Annotated in this window: 21 protein-coding genes; 10 read left to right on the top strand and 11 right to left on the bottom strand. The window is 65.4% G+C overall.

Annotated features, from left to right (window positions below; genetic code table 11):
- Position 1 precedes the first annotated feature (1 nt).
- A complete protein-coding gene (gene cydB / locus BLP96_RS13525; protein WP_089687006.1) occupies positions 2-1138 on the bottom strand; it encodes a cytochrome d ubiquinol oxidase subunit II in 1137 nt (378 codons plus the stop codon).
- Between the two features lies 1 nt (position 1139).
- A complete protein-coding gene (locus tag BLP96_RS13520) occupies positions 1140-2720 on the bottom strand; it encodes a cytochrome ubiquinol oxidase subunit I (RefSeq protein ID WP_089687004.1) in 1581 nt (526 codons plus the stop codon).
- A 415-nt stretch (positions 2721-3135) separates the two neighbouring features.
- On the opposite strand from BLP96_RS13520, the gene BLP96_RS13515 reads away from it, so the two are divergent.
- The 4 genes from BLP96_RS13515 (at position 3136) to BLP96_RS13500 (ending at position 7603) form a co-directional block, all read left to right on the top strand.
- A complete protein-coding gene (locus tag BLP96_RS13515; RefSeq protein WP_089687002.1) occupies positions 3136-4530 on the top strand; it encodes an MATE family efflux transporter in 1395 nt (464 codons plus the stop codon).
- A gap of 78 nt (positions 4531-4608) precedes the next feature.
- Positions 4609-5919: a short-chain fatty acid transporter gene (locus tag BLP96_RS13510; protein WP_089687000.1), complete on the top strand. Its 1311-nt coding sequence runs from the start codon at positions 4609-4611 to the stop codon at positions 5917-5919.
- Between the two features lie 87 nt (positions 5920-6006).
- Positions 6007-6543 (top strand): acyl-CoA thioesterase, encoded by a 537-nt coding sequence (locus BLP96_RS13505; RefSeq protein ID WP_089686998.1) that lies wholly within the window; start codon positions 6007-6009, stop codon positions 6541-6543.
- A gap of 52 nt (positions 6544-6595) precedes the next feature.
- Positions 6596-7603, top strand: a complete 1008-nt coding sequence (locus BLP96_RS13500; RefSeq protein ID WP_089686996.1) for an ion transporter — start codon at positions 6596-6598, stop codon at positions 7601-7603.
- Between the two features lie 39 nt (positions 7604-7642).
- On the opposite strand, the gene BLP96_RS13495 is transcribed toward BLP96_RS13500, so the two are convergent.
- The gene (locus BLP96_RS13495; protein WP_245682255.1) at positions 7643-7972 is read right to left on the bottom strand and encodes an I78 family peptidase inhibitor; all 330 of its coding nucleotides are present in this window, start codon (positions 7970-7972) and stop codon (positions 7643-7645) included.
- A 77-nt stretch (positions 7973-8049) separates the two neighbouring features.
- A complete protein-coding gene (locus BLP96_RS13490) occupies positions 8050-8181 on the bottom strand; it encodes an entericidin A/B family lipoprotein (RefSeq protein WP_089686994.1) in 132 nt (43 codons plus the stop codon).
- Positions 8182-8324: 143 nt separating this feature from the next.
- On the opposite strand from BLP96_RS13490, the gene BLP96_RS13485 reads away from it, so the two are divergent.
- Complete coding sequence (locus tag BLP96_RS13485) at positions 8325-8747, top strand: HIT domain-containing protein (RefSeq protein ID WP_089686993.1); 423 nt, start codon at positions 8325-8327, stop codon at positions 8745-8747.
- 2 nt (positions 8748-8749) lie between these two features.
- Here BLP96_RS13485 and BLP96_RS13480 read toward each other — a convergent pair whose 3' ends face one another.
- Genes BLP96_RS13480 through BLP96_RS13465 form a run of 4 tightly spaced genes read right to left on the bottom strand, consistent with a single transcriptional unit; the run spans position 8750 to position 11373 of the window.
- Positions 8750-9757, bottom strand: a complete 1008-nt coding sequence (locus tag BLP96_RS13480) for a nickel/cobalt transporter (protein WP_089686991.1) — start codon at positions 9755-9757, stop codon at positions 8750-8752.
- Positions 9757-10434, bottom strand: a complete 678-nt coding sequence (locus tag BLP96_RS13475) for a DUF1007 family protein (protein WP_176761526.1) — start codon at positions 10432-10434, stop codon at positions 9757-9759. The genes BLP96_RS13480 and BLP96_RS13475 overlap by 1 nt, the downstream gene beginning before the upstream one ends.
- Before the next feature lie 34 nt (positions 10435-10468).
- The gene (locus BLP96_RS13470) at positions 10469-10825 is read right to left on the bottom strand and encodes a hypothetical protein (protein ID WP_245682254.1); all 357 of its coding nucleotides are present in this window, start codon (positions 10823-10825) and stop codon (positions 10469-10471) included.
- Positions 10822-11373: a hypothetical protein gene (locus BLP96_RS13465; protein ID WP_089686990.1), complete on the bottom strand. Its 552-nt coding sequence runs from the start codon at positions 11371-11373 to the stop codon at positions 10822-10824. Before BLP96_RS13465 ends, BLP96_RS13470 begins: the two co-directional genes overlap by 4 nt.
- A 293-nt stretch (positions 11374-11666) precedes the next feature.
- Here BLP96_RS13465 and BLP96_RS13460 point away from each other — a divergent pair, with 293 nt between their 5' ends.
- Positions 11667-12140, top strand: a complete 474-nt coding sequence (locus BLP96_RS13460; protein ID WP_089686988.1) for a Dps family protein — start codon at positions 11667-11669, stop codon at positions 12138-12140.
- Positions 12141-12208: 68 nt separating this feature from the next.
- Here BLP96_RS13460 and BLP96_RS13455 read toward each other — a convergent pair whose 3' ends face one another.
- Together BLP96_RS13455 and BLP96_RS13450 are read right to left on the bottom strand one after the other, a co-directional pair.
- Complete coding sequence (locus BLP96_RS13455; RefSeq protein WP_089686986.1) at positions 12209-13669, bottom strand: aminoacyl-histidine dipeptidase; 1461 nt, start codon at positions 13667-13669, stop codon at positions 12209-12211.
- A 28-nt stretch (positions 13670-13697) separates the two neighbouring features.
- A complete protein-coding gene (locus BLP96_RS13450) occupies positions 13698-15830 on the bottom strand; it encodes a tRNA(Met) cytidine acetyltransferase TmcA (RefSeq protein WP_245682253.1) in 2133 nt (710 codons plus the stop codon).
- 410 nt (positions 15831-16240) lie between these two features.
- Here BLP96_RS13450 and dctP point away from each other — a divergent pair, with 410 nt between their 5' ends.
- The 4 genes from dctP (at position 16241) to BLP96_RS13430 (ending at position 21136) form a co-directional block, all read left to right on the top strand.
- Entirely contained in the window at positions 16241-17350 is a 1110-nt protein-coding gene (dctP, locus tag BLP96_RS13445) for a TRAP transporter substrate-binding protein DctP (RefSeq protein ID WP_089686982.1), read from the top strand.
- A 101-nt stretch (positions 17351-17451) separates the two neighbouring features.
- The gene (locus tag BLP96_RS13440) at positions 17452-17955 is read left to right on the top strand and encodes a TRAP transporter small permease subunit (RefSeq protein ID WP_089687105.1); all 504 of its coding nucleotides are present in this window, start codon (positions 17452-17454) and stop codon (positions 17953-17955) included.
- On the top strand, positions 17952-19280 hold the full coding sequence (locus tag BLP96_RS13435; RefSeq protein WP_089686980.1) for a TRAP transporter large permease: 1329 nt from the start codon (positions 17952-17954) through the stop codon (positions 19278-19280). Before BLP96_RS13440 ends, BLP96_RS13435 begins: the two co-directional genes overlap by 4 nt.
- 203 nt (positions 19281-19483) lie before the next feature.
- Entirely contained in the window at positions 19484-21136 is a 1653-nt protein-coding gene (locus tag BLP96_RS13430) for an ABC transporter permease (protein WP_089687103.1), read from the top strand.
- Here BLP96_RS13430 and BLP96_RS13425 read toward each other — a convergent pair.
- Positions 21050-22174 (bottom strand): ABC transporter ATP-binding protein, encoded by a 1125-nt coding sequence (locus BLP96_RS13425; RefSeq protein WP_422666823.1) that lies wholly within the window; start codon positions 22172-22174, stop codon positions 21050-21052. The two genes, BLP96_RS13430 and BLP96_RS13425, sit on opposite strands and share 87 nt — an antisense overlap.
- Positions 22175-22463 lie beyond the last annotated feature (289 nt).

Below are 22463 nucleotides of genomic sequence, written 5' to 3'. Positions count from 1 at the left end.
CTTAGTAAAGAGCCTTGTCGTTGTCGCGGATGTACTGCTCGTCGAGTCGACCGCGCATCACCCAGTAGCTCCAGGCGGTGTAGGCCAACACCAGCGGCACGAAGATCAGCACCACCACGAACATGATCATCAGCGTCAGCTCGCTGGCGGTGGCGTCCCACATGGTCAAGCTGTGGTTGGGGTTGATCGACGACGGCATGACGAAGGGGAACATGGTGACCCCGGTGGTCACGATCACCAGGGTCGTGGCCAACGAGGAGGTGATGAAGGCCACGACGTGGCGGCCCGCTTTCATGGTCAGGGAGCAGAGCACGAAGCTGGTCAGGCCCAGCAGCGGCAGCAGCCACAGTGCCGGAAAGCGGGCGTAGTTGTAGAGCCAGCCGCCGCTGCTCGCCTCCACCAGCTTGGCGGTGGTGGCGTTATGGCCTTGGGTATCGATCACGCTGGTGACCTGATAGCCATCCACGCCCAGCAGCAGCCAGATACCGCCCAGCAGGAAAAGCACGGCGCAAGCCAGGGCGGTTCGGCTGCCCAGGACGGCGCTGCGCTGGCGCAGCTCGCCTTCGGTCTTCAGCTGCAGCCAGGCGGCCCCATGGGTGAGGAACATCAGCAAACTGAGCACTCCGGCCAACAGACCGAAAGGGTTGAGCAGTCCCAACAACCCACCCTGGTAGTCCAGGCGCAGGATGTCGTCGAACTGGAAGGGTACGCCCTGCAACAGGTTGCCGAAGGCCACGCCGAAGATCAGCGCCGGCAGCGCCGAGCCGATGGTCAGCATCCAGTCCCAGCGACTGCGCCAGGTTAGGCTGTCGAGCTTGGAGCGATAGTCGAAAGCCAGCGGGCGCAGGAAGAGTGCGAACAAGGTCAGCATCATGGCCAGGTAGAAGCCGTTGAAGGCGGCGGCGTAGACCGGCGGCCAGGCGGCGAAGAGCGCGCCGCCAGCGGTGATCAGCCACACCTGGTTGCCGTCCCAGTGGGGCGCCACGGAGTTGATCATCACCCGACGCTCCTCGTCGTTGCGCCCCACCACCTTGAGCAGGCCACCCACGCCCATGTCGAAGCCGTCGGTGACCGAGAAGCCGACCAGCAGCACGCCGATCAAGACCCACCAGATGAATCTGAGCGTTTCGTAATCCATGTCATGCCTCCTGAGGCTTGCTGGTCTGGGTGTCGACGGATGCGTCGATGGCGTCGAGACCGGCGTGGTAGCCGCTGCCGGAAGGCCCCTTGCGAGCGAAGTGCTGCATCAGCCAGATCTCGATGATCACGAAGAGGGTGTAGAGCACGCCGATGGTGATCAGGGTGAAGAGCACCTGGTTGAAAGTGAGGCTGGAGACCGCGACATGGATGGGCAGGATCTCGCCGATGGCCCAGGGCTGACGGCCATACTCGGCCACGAACCAGCCCGCCTCGGAGGCGATCCAGGGCAACGGCAGACTGAACAGGGCAAAGCGCAGCAGCCAGGGCGACTTCTCCGGCTGGCGACGCACGCTGTGCCAGAAGGCCAGCGCGAAGAGCACGAGCATGATGAAGCCGGCCGCCACCATGATGCGGAAGGTCCAGAACAGCGGCCACACCTCGGGAATCGAGGCCTCCACGGCGCGGTCGATCTCGGCGGCGGAGGGGGCGTTCATGTCCTCGGTGTAGGCGCTGAGCAGCAGGCCATAGCCGACATCGTCACGCACCTCCTCGAAGCGGGCGGCATCCTCCTCGGTACCTTCGCCGCTGCGCAGGCGCTGCATCAGCACAAAGGCTTCACGGCCGTTGACCATGCGCTCGCGATGCTGCTCCTTGAGCTCACGCAGACCGGTGACCTCCTCGTTCAGCGAGCGGGTGGCGATCAGCCCCATCACCGCCGGGATGCGGATGGCGTAATCGGTGCGCTCCTCCGCCTGGTTGGGGAGCCCCACCAGGGTGAAGGCGGCCGGCGCCGGGTGAGTCTCCCACTCCGCCTCGATGGCGGCGAGCTTGACCTTCTGCACGTCTCCCAGCTCATAGCCGGACTCGTCGCCCAGCACGATCACCGACAGCACACTGGCTAGGCCGAAGGCCGAGGCGATGGCGAAACTGCGGCGGGCGAAGGCGACCTCGCGCCCCTTGAGCAGGTACCAGCTGGAGATGGCCAGCACGAAGATGGAGCCGGTGACATAGCCGGCGGAGACGGTATGCACGAACTTGACCTGGGCCACCGGGCTGAGCACCACCTCGGCGAAGCTGGTCAGCTCCATGCGCATGGTCTCGAGGTTGAACTCGGAGCCGATGGGGTACTGCATCCAGCCATTGGCGACCAGGATCCACAGTGCGGAGAGGTTGGTGGCCAGCGCCATCAGCCAGGTGACGGCCAGGTGCTTCTGCTTCGACATACGATCCCAGCCGAAGAAGAACAGGCCCACCAAGGTCGACTCGAGGAAGAAGGCCATCAGCGCTTCGATGGCCAGCGGCGCCCCGAAAATATCCCCGACATAGTGGGAGTAGTAGGACCAGTTGGTGCCGAACTGGAACTCCATGGCGATCCCGGTGGTGACTCCCAGGGCGAAGTTGATGCCGAACAACTTTCCCCAGAACTTGGTCATTTCGCGATAGATGGTTTTGCCGGTCATCACGTAGACCGTCTCCATCATCGCCAGCAGGATCGAGAGACCCAACGTGAGGGGTACGAACAGGAAATGCACCATCGCCGTGAAAGCGAACTGCAACCTGGATAGTTCAACGATATCCATTGGCAACTCCAAGGCAAAAGATGGGGCCAGCACGGCTTCTCCTAAGGAGAAACGCACTATTCACCTGAATATATGCAATGCAAAACAAAGAAATATTGACGTTAGTCAACTTCTGGACCAAGTTATTAAGAGTACTTAAAATACCACTTAATAGCTCGAAGTTTCCGGCAACAAAGCAAGGACCAATTGCCGCACCACACACAATATTTCAGTGGGGCCTTGTAATATGGAAGGTTATTTTCAAGCCACTCCTTATACCAAGCTTTTTCTTACCACTTATTGGAAATGGGGCAAGTTTCAGATTGCATAGCCAAACTTGGTAGCGCCACACTTCATTCGCTTCCACGGATTGGCCGTTGCATCAATGACAAAATCCCGCCAAGGTATCCGGTCTCGTCCATGACCGGAATCCGCCGTGACCGCTCAGCCCCGTGAGACACCGTGGTCCGCCTCGCGTCGCACCTGGGCGCTGGCCTGGCCGATCATCCTCTCCAACGTTACCGTGCCGCTGCTGGGGCTCGTCGACACCGCAGTGGTCGGCCACCTTCCCGACTCGCGCTACCTCGCCGCGGTGACGCTGGGCGCCACCCTGTTCAGCTTTCTCTATTGGGGCTTCGGCTTCCTGCGCATGGGCACCACCGGGCTCACCGCCCAGGCAGTCGGCCGTGAAAGCGATGGCGACGTACGCAACCTGCTGGGCCAGGCGCTGCTGCTGGCCGCGGGCATCGGCAGCCTTCTGATCATCCTGTCGAAACCTCTGATCGCACTGGGCCTGTGGCTGCTCGGCGGCAGCGAGACCGCCACGCTTCTGGCCGCCGAATACGCCCAGATACGCATTCTTTCGGCTCCGGCGGTGCTCGCCAACTATGCCATCCTGGGGTGGTTCCTGGGTCAGCAGAACTCGCGCGTGACGCTGGCCATCCTGGTGCTGACCAACGGCGTGAACATCGTCCTGGACCTGCTGTTCGTGGTGGGGCTGGGCATGACCAGCGACGGCGTGGCCTGGGCCACGGTGATCGCCGATTACACCGCACTGGCGTTCGGCGGCTGGCTGGTGATGCGTCAGCTCGGGCGGCTGGAAGGACGTTTCCTGCGCAGCCGGCTCGTGCGGCTTGCCGCCTACGGCGAGCTGTTCTCGATCAACGCCAACCTCTTCGTACGCACGCTGGGGCTGCTCTTCGCGATGGCATTCTTCACGTCGCGCGGAGCGGCACAGGGCGACACCGTGCTGGCCGCCAACGCCGTGCTGCTGCAGTTCATCATGCTCACCAGCTATGCGCTGGACGGTTTCGCCCATGCCGCCGAGGCGCTCATCGGGCGCTCGGTAGGCCGGCAGCGCTGGGACGAGTTCGGTCGAGCCGTGGGCAGCGCTGCGCTGTTCTCGCTGCTCACCGCCGGGGGTGCCGCGCTGGCCTTCGCGACGGGGGGCGAATGGCTGGTCGCCTTGCTCACCGACCTGCCGGAGGTTCGCGCCACGGCCGCCGTCTATCTGCCATGGATGGTGGCCATGCCGCTCATCGCCGTGTGGAGCTACCTGCTGGACGGCGTCTTCATCGGCGCCACGGCCATTCGCGAGATGCGCAACAGCATCTTCGCCGGCCTTGCCGCCTACCTGCCCGCCTGGTGGCTCGGTCAGGCACTGCTGCCCGAGCCCATGACCAATCACGGCCTGTGGTTCGCTTTTCTGCTCTTCACCGCCGTGCGTTCGGCCACCCTGTTCGCCTATTACCGCCACCACCGGCGACATCGCTGGTGCCAGGCGTCACCCTCCGCGAGTTTTGACAAACCCGGTCAAGCGCGTCACCGTTAATCGGCCATTGGCGCAACCCTCTGAGACTGCGCTACTTTTGTGTCGATACAAAGACCAATCAGAAGAAGCGAATCCGCCATGCTCAAGACCTTGTCCAGACCTGCCGTGAAGCTGGTCGAGCGCTATCTGCCCGACCCCTACATCTTCGTGCTGTTGCTGACCGTCATCGCCGCCGCCGCCGCCATCGCCGTGGAACGTCAAACGCCACTGGCGGTGATGCGTTTCTGGGGGGATGGCTTCTGGAACCTGCTGACCTTCTCGATGCAGATGCTGCTGATCCTGGTGACCGGCTACATGCTGGCCAGCTCACCGCCCGTCAAGCGGCTGCTGCAGCGTCTGGCCGGACTCGCCAAGAACGCCGGTGCGGCCATCGTGCTGGTCACTCTGGTATCGCTCGCGGCAAGCTGGATCAACTGGGGCTTCGGCCTGGTGGTGGGGGCACTGTTCGCCAAGGAGCTCGCACGTCAGGTCCGCGTCGACTATCGCCTGCTGGTCGCCAGCGCCTACTCCGGTTTCATCGTGTGGCACGGCGGGCTGGCCGGCTCGGTGCCGCTGACCATTGCCACCGACGGCCATTTCAGCGTCGAGCAGATCGGGGTGATCGGCACCGGCGAAACCATCTTCTCGCTGTTCAACCTGGGCATCGTGATCTGCCTGTTCATCGCCGTGCCGCTGGTCAACCGGCTGATGCTGCCCGACGAGCAGGAGAGCGTCTATGTCGACCCGGCGCTGCTCGAGGAGTCGAAAAAGGACCGCGTGCGCATTCAGCGTCCCGCCGACCGTCTCGAGAACAGCGTGACGCTGGCCTGGCTGGTGGGCATCCCCGGCCTGCTCTTCCTGGCCGACCATTTCCTGCTGCGCAACGGCGGCCTCAACCTCAACGTGGTCAACTTCCTGTTCCTGTTTCTGGCCATCGTGCTGCACCGTACGCCACGCAGCCTGCTGGAGAGTCTGCAGGAGGCGATCAAGGGTGGCGCCGGTATCGTCATCCAGTTTCCCTTCTACGCCGGGATCATGGCGATCATGGTGCAATCGGGGCTCGCCGAGACCCTGTCCGGGGCGCTGATCTCCTTCGCCTCCGAAACCACGCTGCCGTTCTGGTCGTTCATCAGCGCCGGCATCGTCAATATCTTCGTGCCTTCCGGCGGCGGCCAATGGGCGGTGCAAGCACCGGTCATGCTGCCCGCCGCAGAGGCGCTCGGCGTCGATGTCCCGCGCATCGCCATGGCCGTGGCCTGGGGCGATGCCTGGACCAACCTGCTGCAGCCTTTCTGGGCCCTGCCGGTACTCGGCATCGCCGGGCTCAAGGCCAAGGACATCATGGGCTTCTGCCTGATCCAGCTGTTCGTCACCGGTGCCATCATCGCCGCGGGACTGACCTGGTTCTGAGCGCATCGCGACGCCCCGTAGCACCTCGCGGCCCACTCCGGCCACGAGGCGCTATGCTGTATCGAGACCCCGAACGGATACCCAGCCATGACTCCTTCCGACCTTCCCGGCCAGCACGAACTCTCGATGACCGTGCTGATGACGCCCGACATGGCCAACTTCAGCGGCAAGGTGCATGGGGGCGCCATCCTCAAGAAGCTCGACGAGGTCGCCTACGCCTGCGCCAGCCGTTACGCCGGCCACTATGTGGTGACGCTCTCGGTCGACCAGGTGCTGTTCAAGCAACCCATCCACGTGGGTGAACTGGTCACCTTCCTGGCGAGCGTCAACCACGTGGGGCGCTCCTCCATGGAGATCGGCATCAAGGTGGTCGCCGAGGACATCCGCGACAAGGTGATCCGCCACACCAACAGCTGCTACCTGACCATGGTGGCAGTAAGCGAGGACGGCAAACCCGCGCCGGTACCCCCGCTCAGGCTCGAAACGCCACTGCAGAAACTGCGCTTCGAAAAGGCCGCACTGCGCAAGAAGCTGCGCAAGCAGGCAGAAGAGGAGGAGCGCCGTACCCAGAACGACCATCTCGCCAACCTGGGCAACACGCGCGAAGAACCCGCCGGCGGTTGACCGGGTAACGTGCGAGACGCGCCCACGTCCACCGGCGGCACCAGGAGAGGCCATGTCTCACCGCAACCCGCAACGAGGCGCCCGCTCGGCCCGGCAAGACAGCATCCATCTGGTATGGGATCTGCTGATCATCGCCGTGGTCGTCGCCAACCTGACGCTGCTGCTGTTCGACAGCCTGTTCCTGATGCCGCCGCTCAACGCGGCCTTCGAAGCCGTGGCACCCGGACTGCATGGCGCCTACGAACGCCAGGTTCGCGCCAATTTCATCGCCATCGACCTGGCCTTCGTGGCCGTCCTGCTGCTCGACGTCCTGGCAGGCTGGGTCGTGGCGATCGTCGAACGCCGCTATCACCGCTGGTTCTTCTACCCCTTCGTGCACTGGTACGACGTGCTGGGCTGCATCCCCCTGGGCGGCTTTCGGCTGCTGCGCGTGCTACGGATCGTCTCGCTGTTGCATCGCCTGCAGCGCCTGGGACTGATCGATGTTCGTCGCTGGCGGCTCTACGCCATCTTTGCCAAGTACTACGACATCCTGATGGAGGAGATCTCCGACCGCGCCGCCCTGCGCCTGCTGGACAGCGTCCAGGATCAGGTGCGCGACAGCGGCTCGCTGTCGAAGCGGCTTTCCGAGGACGTGGTAATGCCACGCAAGCAGCAACTAATCCACGAGATCAGTCGACGCCTGGAGGCGATGGTCGACAGCGCCTACCGCGCCAACCGGGATGACCTGATGCGCTACATCAGTGCCCTGGTGGGACGCACCCTGGCGGAGAACCCCGAAATCAAGCGCCTGAGACGTCTACCGCTGGGCAACCAGGTCTCCCGCGCGCTCGACGACTCGCTGAGCGACATCGCCTGCCGCCTGGTTCACGAAACCATCGAAGGGCTGCGCTCCCCCGAGTTCAATCAGCTGGTGGAGCGCCTGGCGGACAGCGGCTTCGACGCCTGGCTGCGCGTCGACGCCCACACCGACCGCGTCACCGAGCAGGTGCTGGTCGACATGCTGGAAGTGATCAAGGGGCAAGTTGCGCAGCAGCAGTGGAAGCAACGCTACGACTGATGGCGCAGGACGGTCGTCTCGGCTTGCGACGGAGCGAGACTAGCCGCAGCCAATGTCAGTGATCGTCTCCGCCTCGTCGACGCGGACGTTGAGGCGGTCGGCGCGGTACTCGAGGGTGTAGGCATGCCCCGGACGCATCACCCGCAGCGTGCCGGCACCACTCTCCTGCAGCAGGGCTTGCCCCAGCGACTCGCTGTAAGTTAGGCCCACGCGGTCCTGAACCCGTCCGGCACCGCAACGATCCTCGGCATCATCGCCACGGGAAGGGGGCGAGTATGGACCCGAATCCCGGGGCGGTGGCGATTCCGTCATGGCACAGGCACTCACCATCAGGGTGGCGCCCAGCGTCACCAAGCATCTTGCGAACATGCACTCTCTCGCTGCGTCGTTGCATTTCGGGAGCTGCAGGGCCACGCGAAGCCCTGCAGCGGCAAGGCGCTGCTGCGTCAGTCGGCCGAACGCTGAATCGCCTCGCCCCCTTCTTCGATATCCTGCCCGGCGCCACGCATGGTATTGCAGCCGCTGAGCAGAGAAAGGGCGAACAGCGAAACCAGGAAGAGGGAAAGCGTCCTTTTCATACGTACCTCCAATGGATCTTCGTCAGGGTGCGAGTTGCATTCCCACTTTAGCACTTACTGGCTGCTGTCGCGTCGAACGCTCTCGTCTGTGCCGCAGCTGTGTCATGATGGTATGGCAATGACGACGCCTAGGGAGAACCGCCATGGGACGCTTCGAGACGGATCCGCAGTTGGTGGCAGACAGCTATCCGGTCACCGAACTTCCGCTTTGCCAGCTGCGGCTGATGGACGACGCCCGCTTCCCCTGGCTGGTGCTGATTCCCCGCCGCCCCGGCATATGCGAGCTCTTCGAGCTGGACGCCACGGACCAGCGACAGCTGTGGCATGAAGTCATCACGGTCGGCCAGGCCTTCCTGGGGCTTTGCGAAGGCGACAAACTCAATGTGGCGAGTCTGGGCAACGTAGTCGCTCAGCTTCACGTGCATGTGGTGGTGCGTCGTCACGGCGATGCCGCCTGGCCCAAGCCGGTATGGGGGGTGGGTAGCGCCGAACCGTACGATCTCGACGGTCTTGCCGCCATGCGCGATCACCTGCTGGCACAGGTCGATAGTCTCGACCTCGACTGAACTCAACCGCCGAACGGCAAGCGGCGCTCCGGCGCGATCTCGACTCGACCATCCGGCGGCTCGCCGAACAGCGGTGCCGCCGGCTGACTCACCCCCGTGACGGCCAGCGACACGCCCAGCGCCAGTATCGCCAGTCCGCCTCCCAGCGACACCCAGCCCAGCCAACGCCCACGACGCGGCTGGCGACCCTGACGGCGTAGGCGTCGCTCGGCCCAGTCCCGCGCCACGACGCTGACGACAGCCAGCACCGAGACGGTGAGCGCCGTACCCAGCGACATCGTCAGCACGGCCGTGACTCCCACCGCGAACTGGCCCAGCAGGCTGGCGGCCCCCAGCAGCAAGACGGCACCGCTGCAGGGACGAGCGCCGATGGCGGCCACGGTGGCCAGCGCCGTACGCCAGTCGGCAGCTTGCTCGGGTGCGACATGATGCTGGCCATGACAGCAGTGCTCATCATGGCCATGCCACGCGGCTCGCGTTTCGGCGAGGCTTGCGTCGGTGGTCGCCGGCAGGGGGCGGCGCAATGTCCGCACGGCCCGCCAGCACAGCCAGGCGCCCAGCAGCGCCACCATGACGAAGCTGGCCTGCTCGACCCACACCACGCTGCCCATGGCCTGGCGGGTCACCCAGCCCAGACCGTGCACCAGAACCACCACCAGGGCGATCGCCACCATGCCCTGCAGCAGTGCAGCCGCCACGGATAGCGCCAGGGCCCGTCGCACGGCACCGCCCTGGGAGAGCAGGTAGGTGGCGAGAACCGCCTTGCCGTGCCCCGGCCCAGCGGCATGGAAGACCCCGTAGGCGAAACTGATCCCCAGCAGAGCGAACCAGGCATCGCGCGAAGGGGTGACCGATAGCGCCGTGATGGCCAGCGTCAGGGCGCGATGCAGCTCGCGCTGCCAGGCCACCAGCTGCAGGCTCAGTTCGGCCAGTCCCTCTCGAGCCAGCCACGTCAGCACGACCAACCCCGCCAGGCCGGCCGCCACCAGTAACCAGCGACGGGACCTCATCAACACGTCACTTCTCCGGTCTCGGCAAAGTGGCGTCCCAGGCCGGGAGCGGCTTCATCGGTGCGGTCGAGCATGGCTGCCTCCATCACGCGCTCGGGGTCCGGGTCGGCCGGCAGGATGCGTCGCTGGCAATCGCCGCCGCTGACCGTCAGCGCCGCGTCTCGGGGACCTGCGTCCCCGGCTTCGTGCACCACCTCCAGATAGTAGGTGGGGTCGAAGACCCGGTAGCGTAGCGTCTCGCCGTTCATGGGCTGGGGTTCGGCGAGGGGCAGCAGGAAGACGAACTCGACCCGAGCATCGCGATGCATCACGGTGTATTCCGTGACGTCTCCCGTGGCCAGCGGCTCGCCACCCAGCTCGACCTCCGTGAAATAGCCGTGGGGCCGGAGATTGTCGCGAATCTCGCCACCCAGTTGGTCCAATCCCGCCTCGATCCCTGACTCACCGGCAGACGCTTCGAGCTCCTCCACGACCACCAGGCTGTAGAAGGGATCCATGCGCCAGCTCTGATGCAACGCCGTGGCGCGCCCCTGGTCATCGAGCACCAAGCGCACGCTCAGATCGATCCAGCCATGGGGGTGGGCGAAAACCGCACCGGACGAGAGTCCGCAAAGCAGAATGGCCACGGCGAGACCGCAGCGTTTCAAAGGCAACGGTGGTAAAGCGCGCAACGACATGATGTGTTCCGGGTCGTGGTATCCATGGGATCGATCAAGGTTCGGCCGCCAGACGCGCTTCCAGCTCGGAGAGCAGCGGGTCGAGACGGTCGGGCGGCAGCGGCCGTCCGCCCCAGGTGGCACTCAAGGTGGCACGACTGCCACTGCCGTCCGGCGTGACGGTCGCTCGTACCCGATAGCCTGGCCAGCGAGCCAGCACGGCATCCACCCGGCCCAGCTCGGCATCCGCATGGCGAATCACGTAGCCGCGTTCGGCCAGCAGGTCGAGCACCGCTGCCTGGGCGACCTGGGAGGAAACGGCAAGCGGCACCCCGCGAGGGACGGGGGCGGAAGAGGTCGCAGCACAGCCCATTAGCCAGGCACTCAGCAGCAGGATCAGAGCGACTCTCACGGCGTCTCTCCGGACAAGGCGACCGCCAGGTCACGGCGCAGGTCGCGACAGAAGGCGGCGTCGCTGGCGCTGCGCGACTCGCGCACCGTACCGCGCCAGTCGATGACCTGGAGATCGCGGCTGACACGCACCCAGTCGCCGTCGGCGACCAGCGAGACACGCTCCAGGCGCGTAGCATCGCGGTCGAAGGGACCGCCACCGCCGAAGCCGACCGACATCCCCGTGAACCAGCCACGGCTACCCACGCCGTAGCGACCGTACCAGGTAGGCTCAGCCCAGTCATCGTGAGGGTTGCGATAGGAGGGGATGCGTTCGGTGCGGTCCGCACTGACCAGACCCAACGTCAGGTCGGTATCGCGAATGACGAAGTCCTCGGCCTCCAGGGCAGCCACCGCAGCACGCACCAGGGCGCTCGGCGCGGCTCCGGGCACCTGCCAGTGGCACTCGGCGGCCGGCGGCGGCTCGGCAACGGGCAACCGGCTGGGCGGCGACTGACAACCGACCAGGGGCAGGACGAGCAAGGCAGGCAGCAGCCAGCGCTGGATCATGAGGCGAGACTCTCCGGTAACCGAATTGCCGGCAGTCTACACGGCCGGACGGCACGATGCAGAGCGCAACTGGCACTTGTGATCCTTGCCACGCGTCTCGGTTCCCCATCGTCCCGGCAAAACCCCTGGCGATGCGTGTCGCCCCTTGAAAGCGAGCCGGTCCGACAGCATTTGATCGAGTACGGCTATGGACACGATGCAACATTCACGCTTATCACCCTGCGACAGGACCGGTAACCTCTGACCATATTCCCGCTCATTCGACGGAACGTCACCGAAACAAGGAGATTTTCATGACCGACACCAACACCATCGGCCTGCATGAGGCCAGCGCCAGTCAGCTCGCCGAGAAGCTCAACCATCTGCTGGCCAACTACCAGATCTTTTACATGAACGTTCGCGGCTACCACTGGAACGTGAAGGGCCCGCAGTTCTTCGAGCTGCATACCAAGTTCGAGGAGTTCTACACCGACCTGCTGGCCAAGGTCGACGAGGTCGCCGAGCGCATCCTCACGCTGGGCCACAAGCCGGTACACGCCTACAGCGACTACGTGACGCTGTCGCGCATCGCCGAGGACAAGGACGTGCACGACGGCGAAGCCTGCGTACGCGGCGTGCTCGAGGGCTACCAGACGCTGATCGAGCTTCAGCGCGAAATTCTCGCCCTGGCCTCGGACGCCGACGACGAGGGTACCGCCGCTCAGGTCGGCGACTACATCCGCGAGCAGGAAAAGACCGTGTGGATGCTCGGCGCCTACCTCGGCTGAGACCGGTCGACCGCCCAGCGCATCGCCACGCCAGCGCCGCCCCAAGGGCGGCGCTGGCGCGTTAAGCACTAACCCTCGGCCAGCGAAGCGACCAGACCGCGTAGCAGCATCCAGAACTCACTGACCGAATCGAGTTCGACGCGCTCGTCGGGAGAGTGGGCGCCGCGGATCAAGGGGCCGAAGGAGATCATCTCCAGGTGCGGGTACTTGCCCGCCAGAATGCCGCACTCCAGGCCCGCATGGATCACCTGCACGACCGGCTCGCTGCCCAGCTGCTGGCGATGCAGACGACGGAAGCGTGCCAGCAGTTCGCTATCGGGCTGCGGCGTCCAGCCGGGATAGGCATTCTCGACGCGGGTACGCGCTCCGATCAGCTCGAAGAGCCCACGGAAGCGGTCGACGAGGTTCGCCGTGGCGCTGTCGTGGAGCGAGCGCACCAGAGCGCAGAGATGAAAGGCGCCGCCGTCGAGGCTCACCACTCCCAGGTTGTTGGAGGTCTCCACCACCCCCGGCACCGTCACGCTCATGCGCTCCACGCCGCAGGGTGCCGCATGCAGCGCCGCCACCAGCAGACGGCTGGCCTGGGCGACCAGCGCCGCTTCGGGCATGACGTCGACCTCGCCGAGCGTCAGTCGAAGTTTCTCATCGACACCGGCGAGCTCGCTGCGCAGCTCGGCCTGGAGTTCGGCGATGCGGCGCTCGGCGGCGAATAGCGCCTCATCGGGAAGCGCCAGGGTAGCAAAGGCCTCGCGGGGAATGGCGTTACGCAGAGTGCCGCCCCGATAGCTCACCAGCCGGGCATCCAGCCCCTCCAGGGCGCGCAGCACGCGCACCAGCAGGCGGTTGGCGTTACCCAGGCCGCGATGGATGTCGATACCCGAGTGACCGCCGGCCAGCCCGGTGAGTGTCAACTGCCGCGCCGTTTCGCCCTCACCCAACGGAGCGGTGGGCAGTTGCGCCTCGACCACCACATCGGCACCGCCGGCGCAGCCGATGAACACCTCGCCGCGCTCCTCGGAGTCCAGATTGAGCAGCACCGAGCCCTCCAGCCAGCCTTCGGCGAGGTTGAGCGCGCCACCCATCCCCGACTCCTCCTCCAGAGTGAAGAGCGCCTCCAGCGGGCCGTGCTCCAGGTCGTCGTCCTCGAGCAAGGCCAGTGCCGCCGCCACGCCCAGGCCGTTATCGGCGCCCAGGGTGGTATGGCGGGCGTGCAACCAGCCGTCGACGACATGGGTGTCGATGGGATCGCGGGTGAAGTCATGAGGGTAATCGGCATTGGCCTGGGCCACCATGTCCAGATGGGCCTGCAGGATCACTCCCGGAGCGCCTTCGCAGCCCGGCGTGGCCGGCTTCCGCAGGCGCAGATTGCCGAACGCATCTCGATCGTGCGCGAGCCCGCGAGACTCGGCCCAGGCTTCCAGTTTCGCCACCAACGCCGCCTCGTGGCCGGAGGGACGCGGCGTCTCGCACAGGATGCGGAAATGATGCCATAGCGGCTGTGGAGAAAGGTCTTCGAGATGCGCATTCATGGTGCGAATTCCTGTCGTTGAAACCGCGCTACCTTACCGGGCCCGCTGCGCCGGGGGAAGGCGGATCGACCGCGGCCAGGCAGTGCCCGGTGGCACGACGCAACGCCGCCATCGCGCTGCGCCGACCCTCCACGCCGAGCAGGGCAGCCAGCCAACCCCAGTCGCGCCCCTGAAAGGCCCAGCCGCCCAACGCCAGGATCTCGACATCGTCGGACGCTCCCCGCTGCGCCAGGTAGCCCTGCAGCAGCGCCTGCAGTGCCGGACGAGCCGTGGCCGGCTCGCGATGACCGAAGGCAACGTCCAGGCAATCTTGCCGATCGGTATCGTTCAGGCCGGGCCCATCTCCCTCGGCGAGCAGGCGCACGACGAGCGGCGGCTCGAGTTCCCGCAGTTCGAAGGCCAACAGGCTCGGCAACAGACGCTGGAAGCGTGCCGCCAGCTCGGTGGCGAGACGCTCACCATGCGGGCTGGCGGGCGCCACCACCATCAGCGCATGCTCGCCGGTGGCGGTCTCGCGAGACAGACCCAGCCGCACGCTACGAAACCCCAGCGCTTGCCAGAACGCCATTAGCCCCGGCTCGGCGCCGAAACTCGCGCCCAGCAGATCGATGCCATCTCGGCGCGCCTCGGCCAGCTCCGCCTCGAGCAGCCGCCGCCCCAACCCCTCACGCCGACGATCGGGGTGCACGGCGATGCGCTGTACGCGGCGCACGCGCGCCATCAGCGCAGCTCGCGAGCCGGCATGGGCGGCCAGCGACTGGGCCAGCAGGTGGCCGGGCGGTCGCCGCTCGCCGCGTGCCACACGCTCGGTCAGCGCGACGTCGAATCCGCCCTCATCGGCGTACACGGCGACGGCCTGGGGCGCCTTGCCGGCGTCCAAGGTGGTCAGGTGCAACGCCGGCGCATCCAGTAGCCGTCGTAGGTCGCCCGGTGCCGTACGGTAGTGAGCCTGAACCAGCAAGCCGAACACAGCGCGCAGACGTGGCTCGTCACCGATCAGGGCAGACCGCGACTCGCGATGCGGGTCGACTGCCAGGGTCGAGGGGGTTGCCGAGGCCGGCTCGGCATCGAGCAGGAGCAGGTCGCTGACCAGGCGTTCCAGAGGGTCGTTCTCGCCCCAGCGTACCGGCGAAGACAGATGAAACTCTCGCCACTGAGGCGTTCGTCGAGCCAACCGCTCGCGAAAGCGCAATGCGAAACCGCGCCCCGAACCTTCGTAGCCATGGACGGTGGTCGCAAAGGCGATGCGCGGAAATGCGCTCAGCCACTGCCCCAGCAGGCCGGCGGGAATCGCTGCCGCCTCGTCGACCAGCAGCAGGCTGCCGGCCCCGCCGATGGTACCGCGAGCGACCTGGTCGGACAGCTCATCGGGGGCGTGGAACTCGACCCGACCACCGCCGGCATCGACGAAGGCGTTGCCGGCCCGCCGACCCGCAGGTCGCAGCGCGGCCAGCCGCTCGAAAAGCGCCGCCACCGCCGCGGGGCGCGGGGCAGTGACGTGCACTCGCGCCAGCCCCCTTTCCAGCAAACGGGCACAGGCGATGCCCAGTGCGGCCGTCTTGCCGCGACCGCGATCGGCAGTCAGCACCAGTGGCCGGCGCCGCTTGAGCCTCACCAGATGCGCCACGGCGATCGCCTGGTCGTCCGTTAGGCACGCCGCATCATCGACCGGGACATCGACGCTCAAGAGGGGTGCCAGAGTCGGCAGCCGAGGCACGGTGAAGGCCTCCAGCCAGCGGGCCGCCTCATACGCTGCCATCAACCGCCGTTCGAGTCGCGCCACATAGCGCGAGCCCGCCGCCTGTCCCCAGCCCTCGGGGGTGAGCAACAATGCCAGCGCCCCGGCACGAAGCGTACCGGTCAGCGCGCCGAAAGCATCCGGGTCGAAAGCATCACCGTCTCTACCGGTGTCGAACACCAGCAGGTCGTGCTCGCTGCCCAGCCGAGTGAACGCCTTGTCGGCAGGCAGCCAGTGGGCTTCCTCCACGCCATGGGGACGCGTGGCAGCCACCCAGCAGGGCGACCGCCAGTCACCGCCGCGCCAGACGGAGAGTCCTCGATCGCGGCGTGTCGTCGCCGTTCCGGTCACCCACACCAGGCCGCGCCAGCGCTGCGTACGGAGCCAGCATGACCAGTCGTTCAGCACTTCATCCCCGCTCATGTGGCTCTTCCTCATGGCACGACGCCCCGCGTCGTGGAGCCTCGGCATCGCTGCGACGGGCGCCACTCGGCATTACAAGGCATACGGGCATCAGCTTACAACTTTGGTATATATCACACGCTCGTTTCAACGTTCCCCATCCCTCATGCGACCATTCCCGCCATCACGAAAAAATCATAATTAGCTGATATACAAAGGTTTATCGCCAATTCCGAAGCGAGCCCGGCAACCGTCGGCGGCCGCGACGCCAGCACTCGCCAAAGGTCGATTGTGACAACCGGAGCATGCTAGCTTGTATCTGCTGTTGCACTGCGCCATAACTCACGCCGGCCACTGGCCGGCGAGCATCCCACGGATTGCTCGTGACGCAATGACACAAGGCACAAGAAGACTCATGAAGGGAGCATCGCATGAATAAATCTGCCAAGTTTGCCCTCACCGGACTGGCCACGGGTATCGCCCTGGCCACTCTCTCGACCACCGTCCAGGCTCAGGAAGAGTGGACCATGACCACCACCTGGCCGGACAATCTGGACCTGATCCAGATCGATCGCCACTGGGCCGAACTGGTCAACAAGCTGGCTGGCGACGAGGTGCAGATCGACTTCCGCGCCGGCGGCACCCTGATGCCCGGCACCGAGGTCTTCGACGCTACCGAGACGGGCAGCATCGAAGCCGCCGGCGACTGGCCCGGCTACTGGGCCGGCCGCAGCCCGGCCTTCTCGCCGCTGGCCACCACCACCAGCCTGTTCAACGGCGTCGACTACCTGAACTGGATCATGGAGTGGGGCGGCTGGGAGCTCTACCAGGAGGTCTACGGCCAGTACAACATGGTCTACCTGCCCTACGGGATCACCAACAACGAGTCCGGCTTCCGTGGCGGCACACCCATCGAGAGCATCGCCGACCTGGACGGCAAGCGCCTGCGCCTTTCCGGTCGCGACCAGGGCCGCGTGCTCGAGGAACTGGGCGGCTCACAGGTCACTCTGGCCGGTGGCGAAATCTACCAGGCCATCGAGCGCGGCGTGGTCGATGGCGCCGAGTTCTCCACCCCGGGCGTGGACTACAAGGCCGGCTTCAGCGAAGTCGCCGACTACTGGTCCGTGCCGGGCTGGCATCAGTCTGCCAGCGTATTCGGCGTGATGATCAACAAGGACGCCTGGGACGCCCTCTCCGAGGAAACCCAGGAGAAACTGAAGATCGCCGCCGAGGCCACCATGGCCTGGTCACTGGCCTGGTCCGAGCGCGAGTCCACCGAAGGCACGGTGAAGTTCAAGGAGGACGGCACCGAGATCAACCAGCTCTCTGACGAGGATCTCGCCGAGATCCAGAAGATCACCAACGACGTGATCGTGCAGGGTGCCTGCGAGGATCCGATGCACGCCAAGATCTACCACTCCATGATCAGCTACATGGAGCACTATGCCAACTGGCGTGACATCTCGGTGCCCTACAACATGAGCCGGGTCACCGACGACCTGCCGTCCCTCGACGAGATCGAGGCCTGCATGGAAGAGTGATTCCGCGGTTCGGGACGGGCCCCGCGGGGCCCGTCTCGCCGACCGCGACCCTGTCACTCACGCTGGATCTTGCTGACCTGACCGATCCCGAGAGCCTCGCCATGAATGCCATTGCCAGGGCCATCGACGCCCTCAACGAGGGGTTCGGCCGTCTGGTCGCCCCGCTGCTCGCCGCGATCACCCTGATCGTGATCTATGACATCGCCATGCGCTTCTTCATCGGCCGCCCCAGCGACTGGGCCTTCGATGTCACCAAGATGCTGTTCGGCGCTCACTTCATGCTGATGGCCGCCTACGGGCTGCGCCACCACGCTCACGTCGAGGTCGACGTGCTCAAGCGCCTGCTGTCGCGCAGGCGGCAGGCCGCCCTCGATCTGATCGGCTATGCCGTCTTCTTCGTGCCCTTCATCATCCTGCTGCTCGTCTACGGCGGCAGTTTCTTCGCCCGTTCCTTCAGCCGCGGCGAAACCACCTACGGCATGGTGGCCATCCCCGTCTACCCGGTGAAGGCCGTCATCGTCGTTTCAGCCGTACTGCTCCTGCTCCAAGCCATCGCCATCGTGATCCGCGCCTTTCAGCAGCTGCGCAAGGAGGCCACCGCATGAGCGCCGAATTACTCACACTCTTCATGTTCGGCGGCCTGCTGGTCGGGCTGTTCATGGGCCATCCGCTGGCCTTCGTGCTGGGTGGCGTGGCCGTGCTGGGTGCCGTCTTCGGCCCCGGCGCCAAGGTGCTGGGCACCCTGATCAACAACATCTACGGCAACGCCCTGGACAACTACGTCCTGGTGGCCATTCCCCTGTTCATCCTGATGGCGCGCTTTCTCAACGACTCCGGCGTCACCGAGAAGATGTTCGAATCCATGCGCCTGCTGCTCGCCAACTTGCGCGGCGGTCTGGCGCTCACCGTGGTCATCGTCTCGGTGCTGCTGGCCGCCACTACCGGCATCGTCGGGGCTTCCATCGCCGTGATGGGCATGATCGCTCTGGTGCCGATGCTCAAGTACTCCTACAACAAGGAGCTCAGTGCCGGAGTGATCATGGCCAGCGGCTGCCTGGGCATCCTGATTCCGCCGAGCATCATGTTGATCCTGATGGCCAGCTACTCGCCGGTCTCGGTGGGCGAACTGTTCGCCGGAGCACTGGTGCCGGGCCTGATGCTGGGCGTGCTGTACGCCCTCTACGTGCTGGTCATCTGCTACGTCAAACCCTCCTACGGCCCGCCGGTGCCCGCCGAGGAGCGCGCTGAAGTTTCGACCCGTGAGCTGCTGGTCATGCTGGCCAAGTACGTGCTGCCGCCGATGACGCTGATCCTCGGCGTGCTGGGTTCGCTGTTCGCCGGCATCGCCACCGCCACCGAAGCCTCGGCCATCGGCGTGGGAATCGCCTTCGTGCTATTCATGATCTTCGGCGACCGCAAGCTCTCGACCTGCTACCGCACCCTGATCGAGGCCAGCAAGACCACCACCATGGTGATGCTCGTGCTGGTGGGAGCCACCGCTTTCACCGGCGTGTTCTCCCGTGGCGGCGGCATGGAGGTGATCCACGAGGTCGTGATGGCCATGCCCGGCGGTACCACCGGAGCGCTGATCCTGATGCTGTTCCTGGTGTTCATCCTGGGCATGTTCCTGGACTGGACCGGCATCGTGCTGCTCAGCTTCCCGATCATGCTGCCGATCGTCGAGAGCATGGGCGTGGACGTGCTGTGGTTCGTGGTCATGGTGGCCGTGGTGCTGCAGACCTCCTTCTTGACCCCGCCCTTCGGCTACGCGTTGTTCTATCTCAAGGGCGTGGCGCCACCCGGCGTGGAGATGCTGGACCTGTACCGCGCGGTGATCCCCTTCGTGGCGTTGATCGTGCTGGCCTGCGTGCTGATGGCTTTCTTCCCGTCGCTGATCCTCGGCCTGCCCTCCATCCTGCTCGGTCACTGAGACACCTGGACCTGGCCTCCTGACGCCCGCCGTCGTTCGACGGCGGGCGTTTTCGGTCCAAGATTGACGCGGATCACGCCGTCCGGCTGCAGCGATTGGCCGCAACTGATACCATTCACGGCCGTTACGGCCTCGCATTCACATGTCCGGCCATCGCAAGGAGTCCTCGCTTGTCCCGACCTGCCAGCCCCGGGCTTGCCGCCATGTCACGCCGGCTCACGCACCGCTTCTCCCCTTCGAGCGCACTGTTGCTCGCCGTGGCAGCCGTGGTGGCACTTCCCGTACTGGTGGTGCTCGCCCACATCGTGATGCCCACCGACGGCATCTGGCAGCACCTGGCCAGCACCGTGCTGCCACGCTACCTCCGCAATACGCTGGTCCTCACGCTTGCGGTGGGCCTGGGCACACTGATCATCGGCACCGGCACGGCCTGGCTGGTAGTGATGTGCCGCTTCCCCGGGCGCCGGCTCTTCGAATGGGCATTGCTGCTGCCGCTGGCCGTACCCACCTACGTGATCGCCTACGCCTACACCGACTTCCTGCAGTTCGCCGGCCCCATGCAGAGCTGGCTGCGCGACCTGTTCGGCTGGAGCCACGGCGACTACTGGTTTCCCAACATTCGCTCGCTGGGGGGGGCCGCCACCCTGATCACGCTGGTACTCTATCCGTACGTCTACCTACTGGCGCGGGCGGCTTTCCTCGAGCAGTCAGTGTGCGTGCTGGACGTGGGGCGCACGCTGGGGCGCGGGCCCTGGCGGCTGTTCGCCAGCGTCGCCGTGCCGCTCGCCCGCCCGGCCATCGTCGGCGGGGTTTCCTTGGTGCTGATGGAAACGCTCAACGAATTCGGCGCCGTGCAGTTTTTCGGTGTCGACACCTTCACCACCGGCATCTACCGCACCTGGTTCGGCATGGGCGAACCCGTCGCCGCCGCGCAACTGGCGGCCTGCCTGCTACTGTTCGTCATCGTGCTGGTATTGCTGGAGCGCGCCTCGCGCGGCAAGCGCCGCTACCACCACACCACTAACCGCTACCAGCAGCTCCCCGAGTATCGGCTGCGCGGCTGGCGCGCCGTTGGCGCCTGGCTGGCATGCACTCTGCCGGTGCTGATCGGCTTCATCGTCCCCAGCGGTATCCTCGCCCAGTTGGCCGTGCAGGAGGGCGATGCCCTGCTGGGTTCGCGCTTCATGGACTTCGCCGGCAACAGCCTGCTGCTGGCCAGCGTGGCGGCGTTGGTTGCCGTGGCGCTGGCGGTGGTGCTCAGCTACGGCGTGCGCCTCAACGACACGCCGCTGACGCGCATGGCGACGCGCATCGCCGCCATGGGCTATGCGATTCCCGGCTCGGTGGTGGCCGTGGGCATCCTGATCCCCTTCGCCTGGCTGGACAGCACGCTCAACGCCTGGACGAAAACTCACTACGGCATCGTCATCGGCCTGATCTTCAGCGGCTCGGCATTCATCCTGATCTATGCCTACGTGGTGCGCTTCCTGGCGGTGTCGTTCAATGCGGTGGAGGCGAGCCTCGGCAAGGTGACGCCAAGCATGGATGCCGCGGCACGCACCCTGGGGCAGAGCCCTGCCGGCACGTTGAAGCGCGTGCATACCCCGCTCATGCGCGGCAGCCTGCTGGCAGCGGGGATCCTGGTCTTCGTGGACGTGATGAAGGAGCTGCCGGCCACCATCATCCTACGCCCCTTCAACTTCGACACCCTGGCGGTGCGCGCTCACAACCTGGCCTCGGACGAGCGCCTCGCCGAGGCCTCGACGGCGTCATTGGCCATCGTGGCAGTGGGCATAATCCCGGTGATCCTGCTCAGCCTCGCCATGCGCCGCTCCCGTCCCGGTTCCGGCGACTGAGGGAAAGACGAAGACCTGAGACGAGTCCAGGTGAATATCCACCGGCTGCCCGTCGGCGGGCAGGAAGACACCCGGCATGCGGGCGTGCAGGTGGGCTTCTCGGCCATCCTCACCATGCGCGCAGATGTGCAGGAGACTGCTGCGTCCCAGCAGCTTGGCCATGATGATGTGGCTGTAACGATGACCGGTATCCGCCACTTTCCGCTCGACGACGTGCAGCGCTTCGGGGCGAATCATCACCCGGACTCGGGTGCCCTCGGCCAGCCATCCGGCATCCACTGCGCCCACCGGCGTGTCCACGCAGCCGTTGCGCACCTCCCCGCTGAGTTCGTTCACTTCGCCGAAGAAGGTCACCACGAAGGGGTCGCAGGGGGCGCAGTAGAGTTCGCGCGGGGTTCCCGTCTGTACGATACGCCCATCGCACATCAGGGCGATGCGGTCGGCCATGAACATGGCCTCTTCGGGATCGTGGGTCACCAGCAGCGTGGCGGCTCCCACCTTCTTGAGCACATGCAGGGTATCGTCGCGAATCCGGTCGCGCAGTCGCGCGTCGAGGCTCGAGAAGGGTTCGTCGAGCAGCATCAGCTGTGGAGCCGGCGCCAGCGCGCGCGCCAGCGCAACGCGTTGTTGCTGGCCACCGGAGAGCATGTGCGGATAGACATCGGCATAACCGTCCATGCCCAGTTGCTCCAGCAGTGCCAAGGCACGCAGGCGACGCTCTTTCGGCGGCTCATGCTTGAGGCCGAAGGTGACGTTCTCGAGCACCGTGAGGTGGGGGAAGAGCGCCGATTCCTGAAACGCCAGCCCCACGTTGCGCTTTTCCGGAGGCACATGGCGAGCGTGCGGCGCGGCGATATCGCCACCGTTGAGCGCTACGCGACCCTGCTGGAGCACTTCGAGTCCGGCGGCGATGCGCAGCAGCGTCGTTTTGCCACAACCGGACGGGCCCAGTAGGCACACCACCTCGCCAGGTGCCACGTCCAGATCGATGCCCTGAACCACGTCACGCTTGCCGAAGGCATGATGCACGCTGCGCATTGACAGGACCGCGGGGGCGCCTGTCGGTGATGCGGTTTGCTGATCGAGTTTGCGGGTCATAGGGTCACGCCGGTGGATCGATGTGAGGAAATGACACCCCTATCATACCCGAAAAGTCCAGCTAATGCGTTTGCATCCGACTCGCATTCCGCCACTGACTTGCTCGCTGGGGCTTGCAATTGCCGCTCTCTTGATGCAAGTCGCCCATCTCTCTCGAATGACTTGACGAACGATCCCTTTGGGGCTTCAATAACAGCGTCAATAATACAACGCATTATCATTCACTTGG

It is taken from the genome of Billgrantia gudaonensis (assembly GCF_900100195.1).
In the GTDB taxonomy this organism is placed as follows: Bacteria; Pseudomonadota; Gammaproteobacteria; order Pseudomonadales; family Halomonadaceae; genus Halomonas; species Halomonas gudaonensis.
The sequence above is the reverse complement of the archived record's forward strand: the minus strand, read 5'-3'. Positions and strand labels throughout refer to the sequence as shown.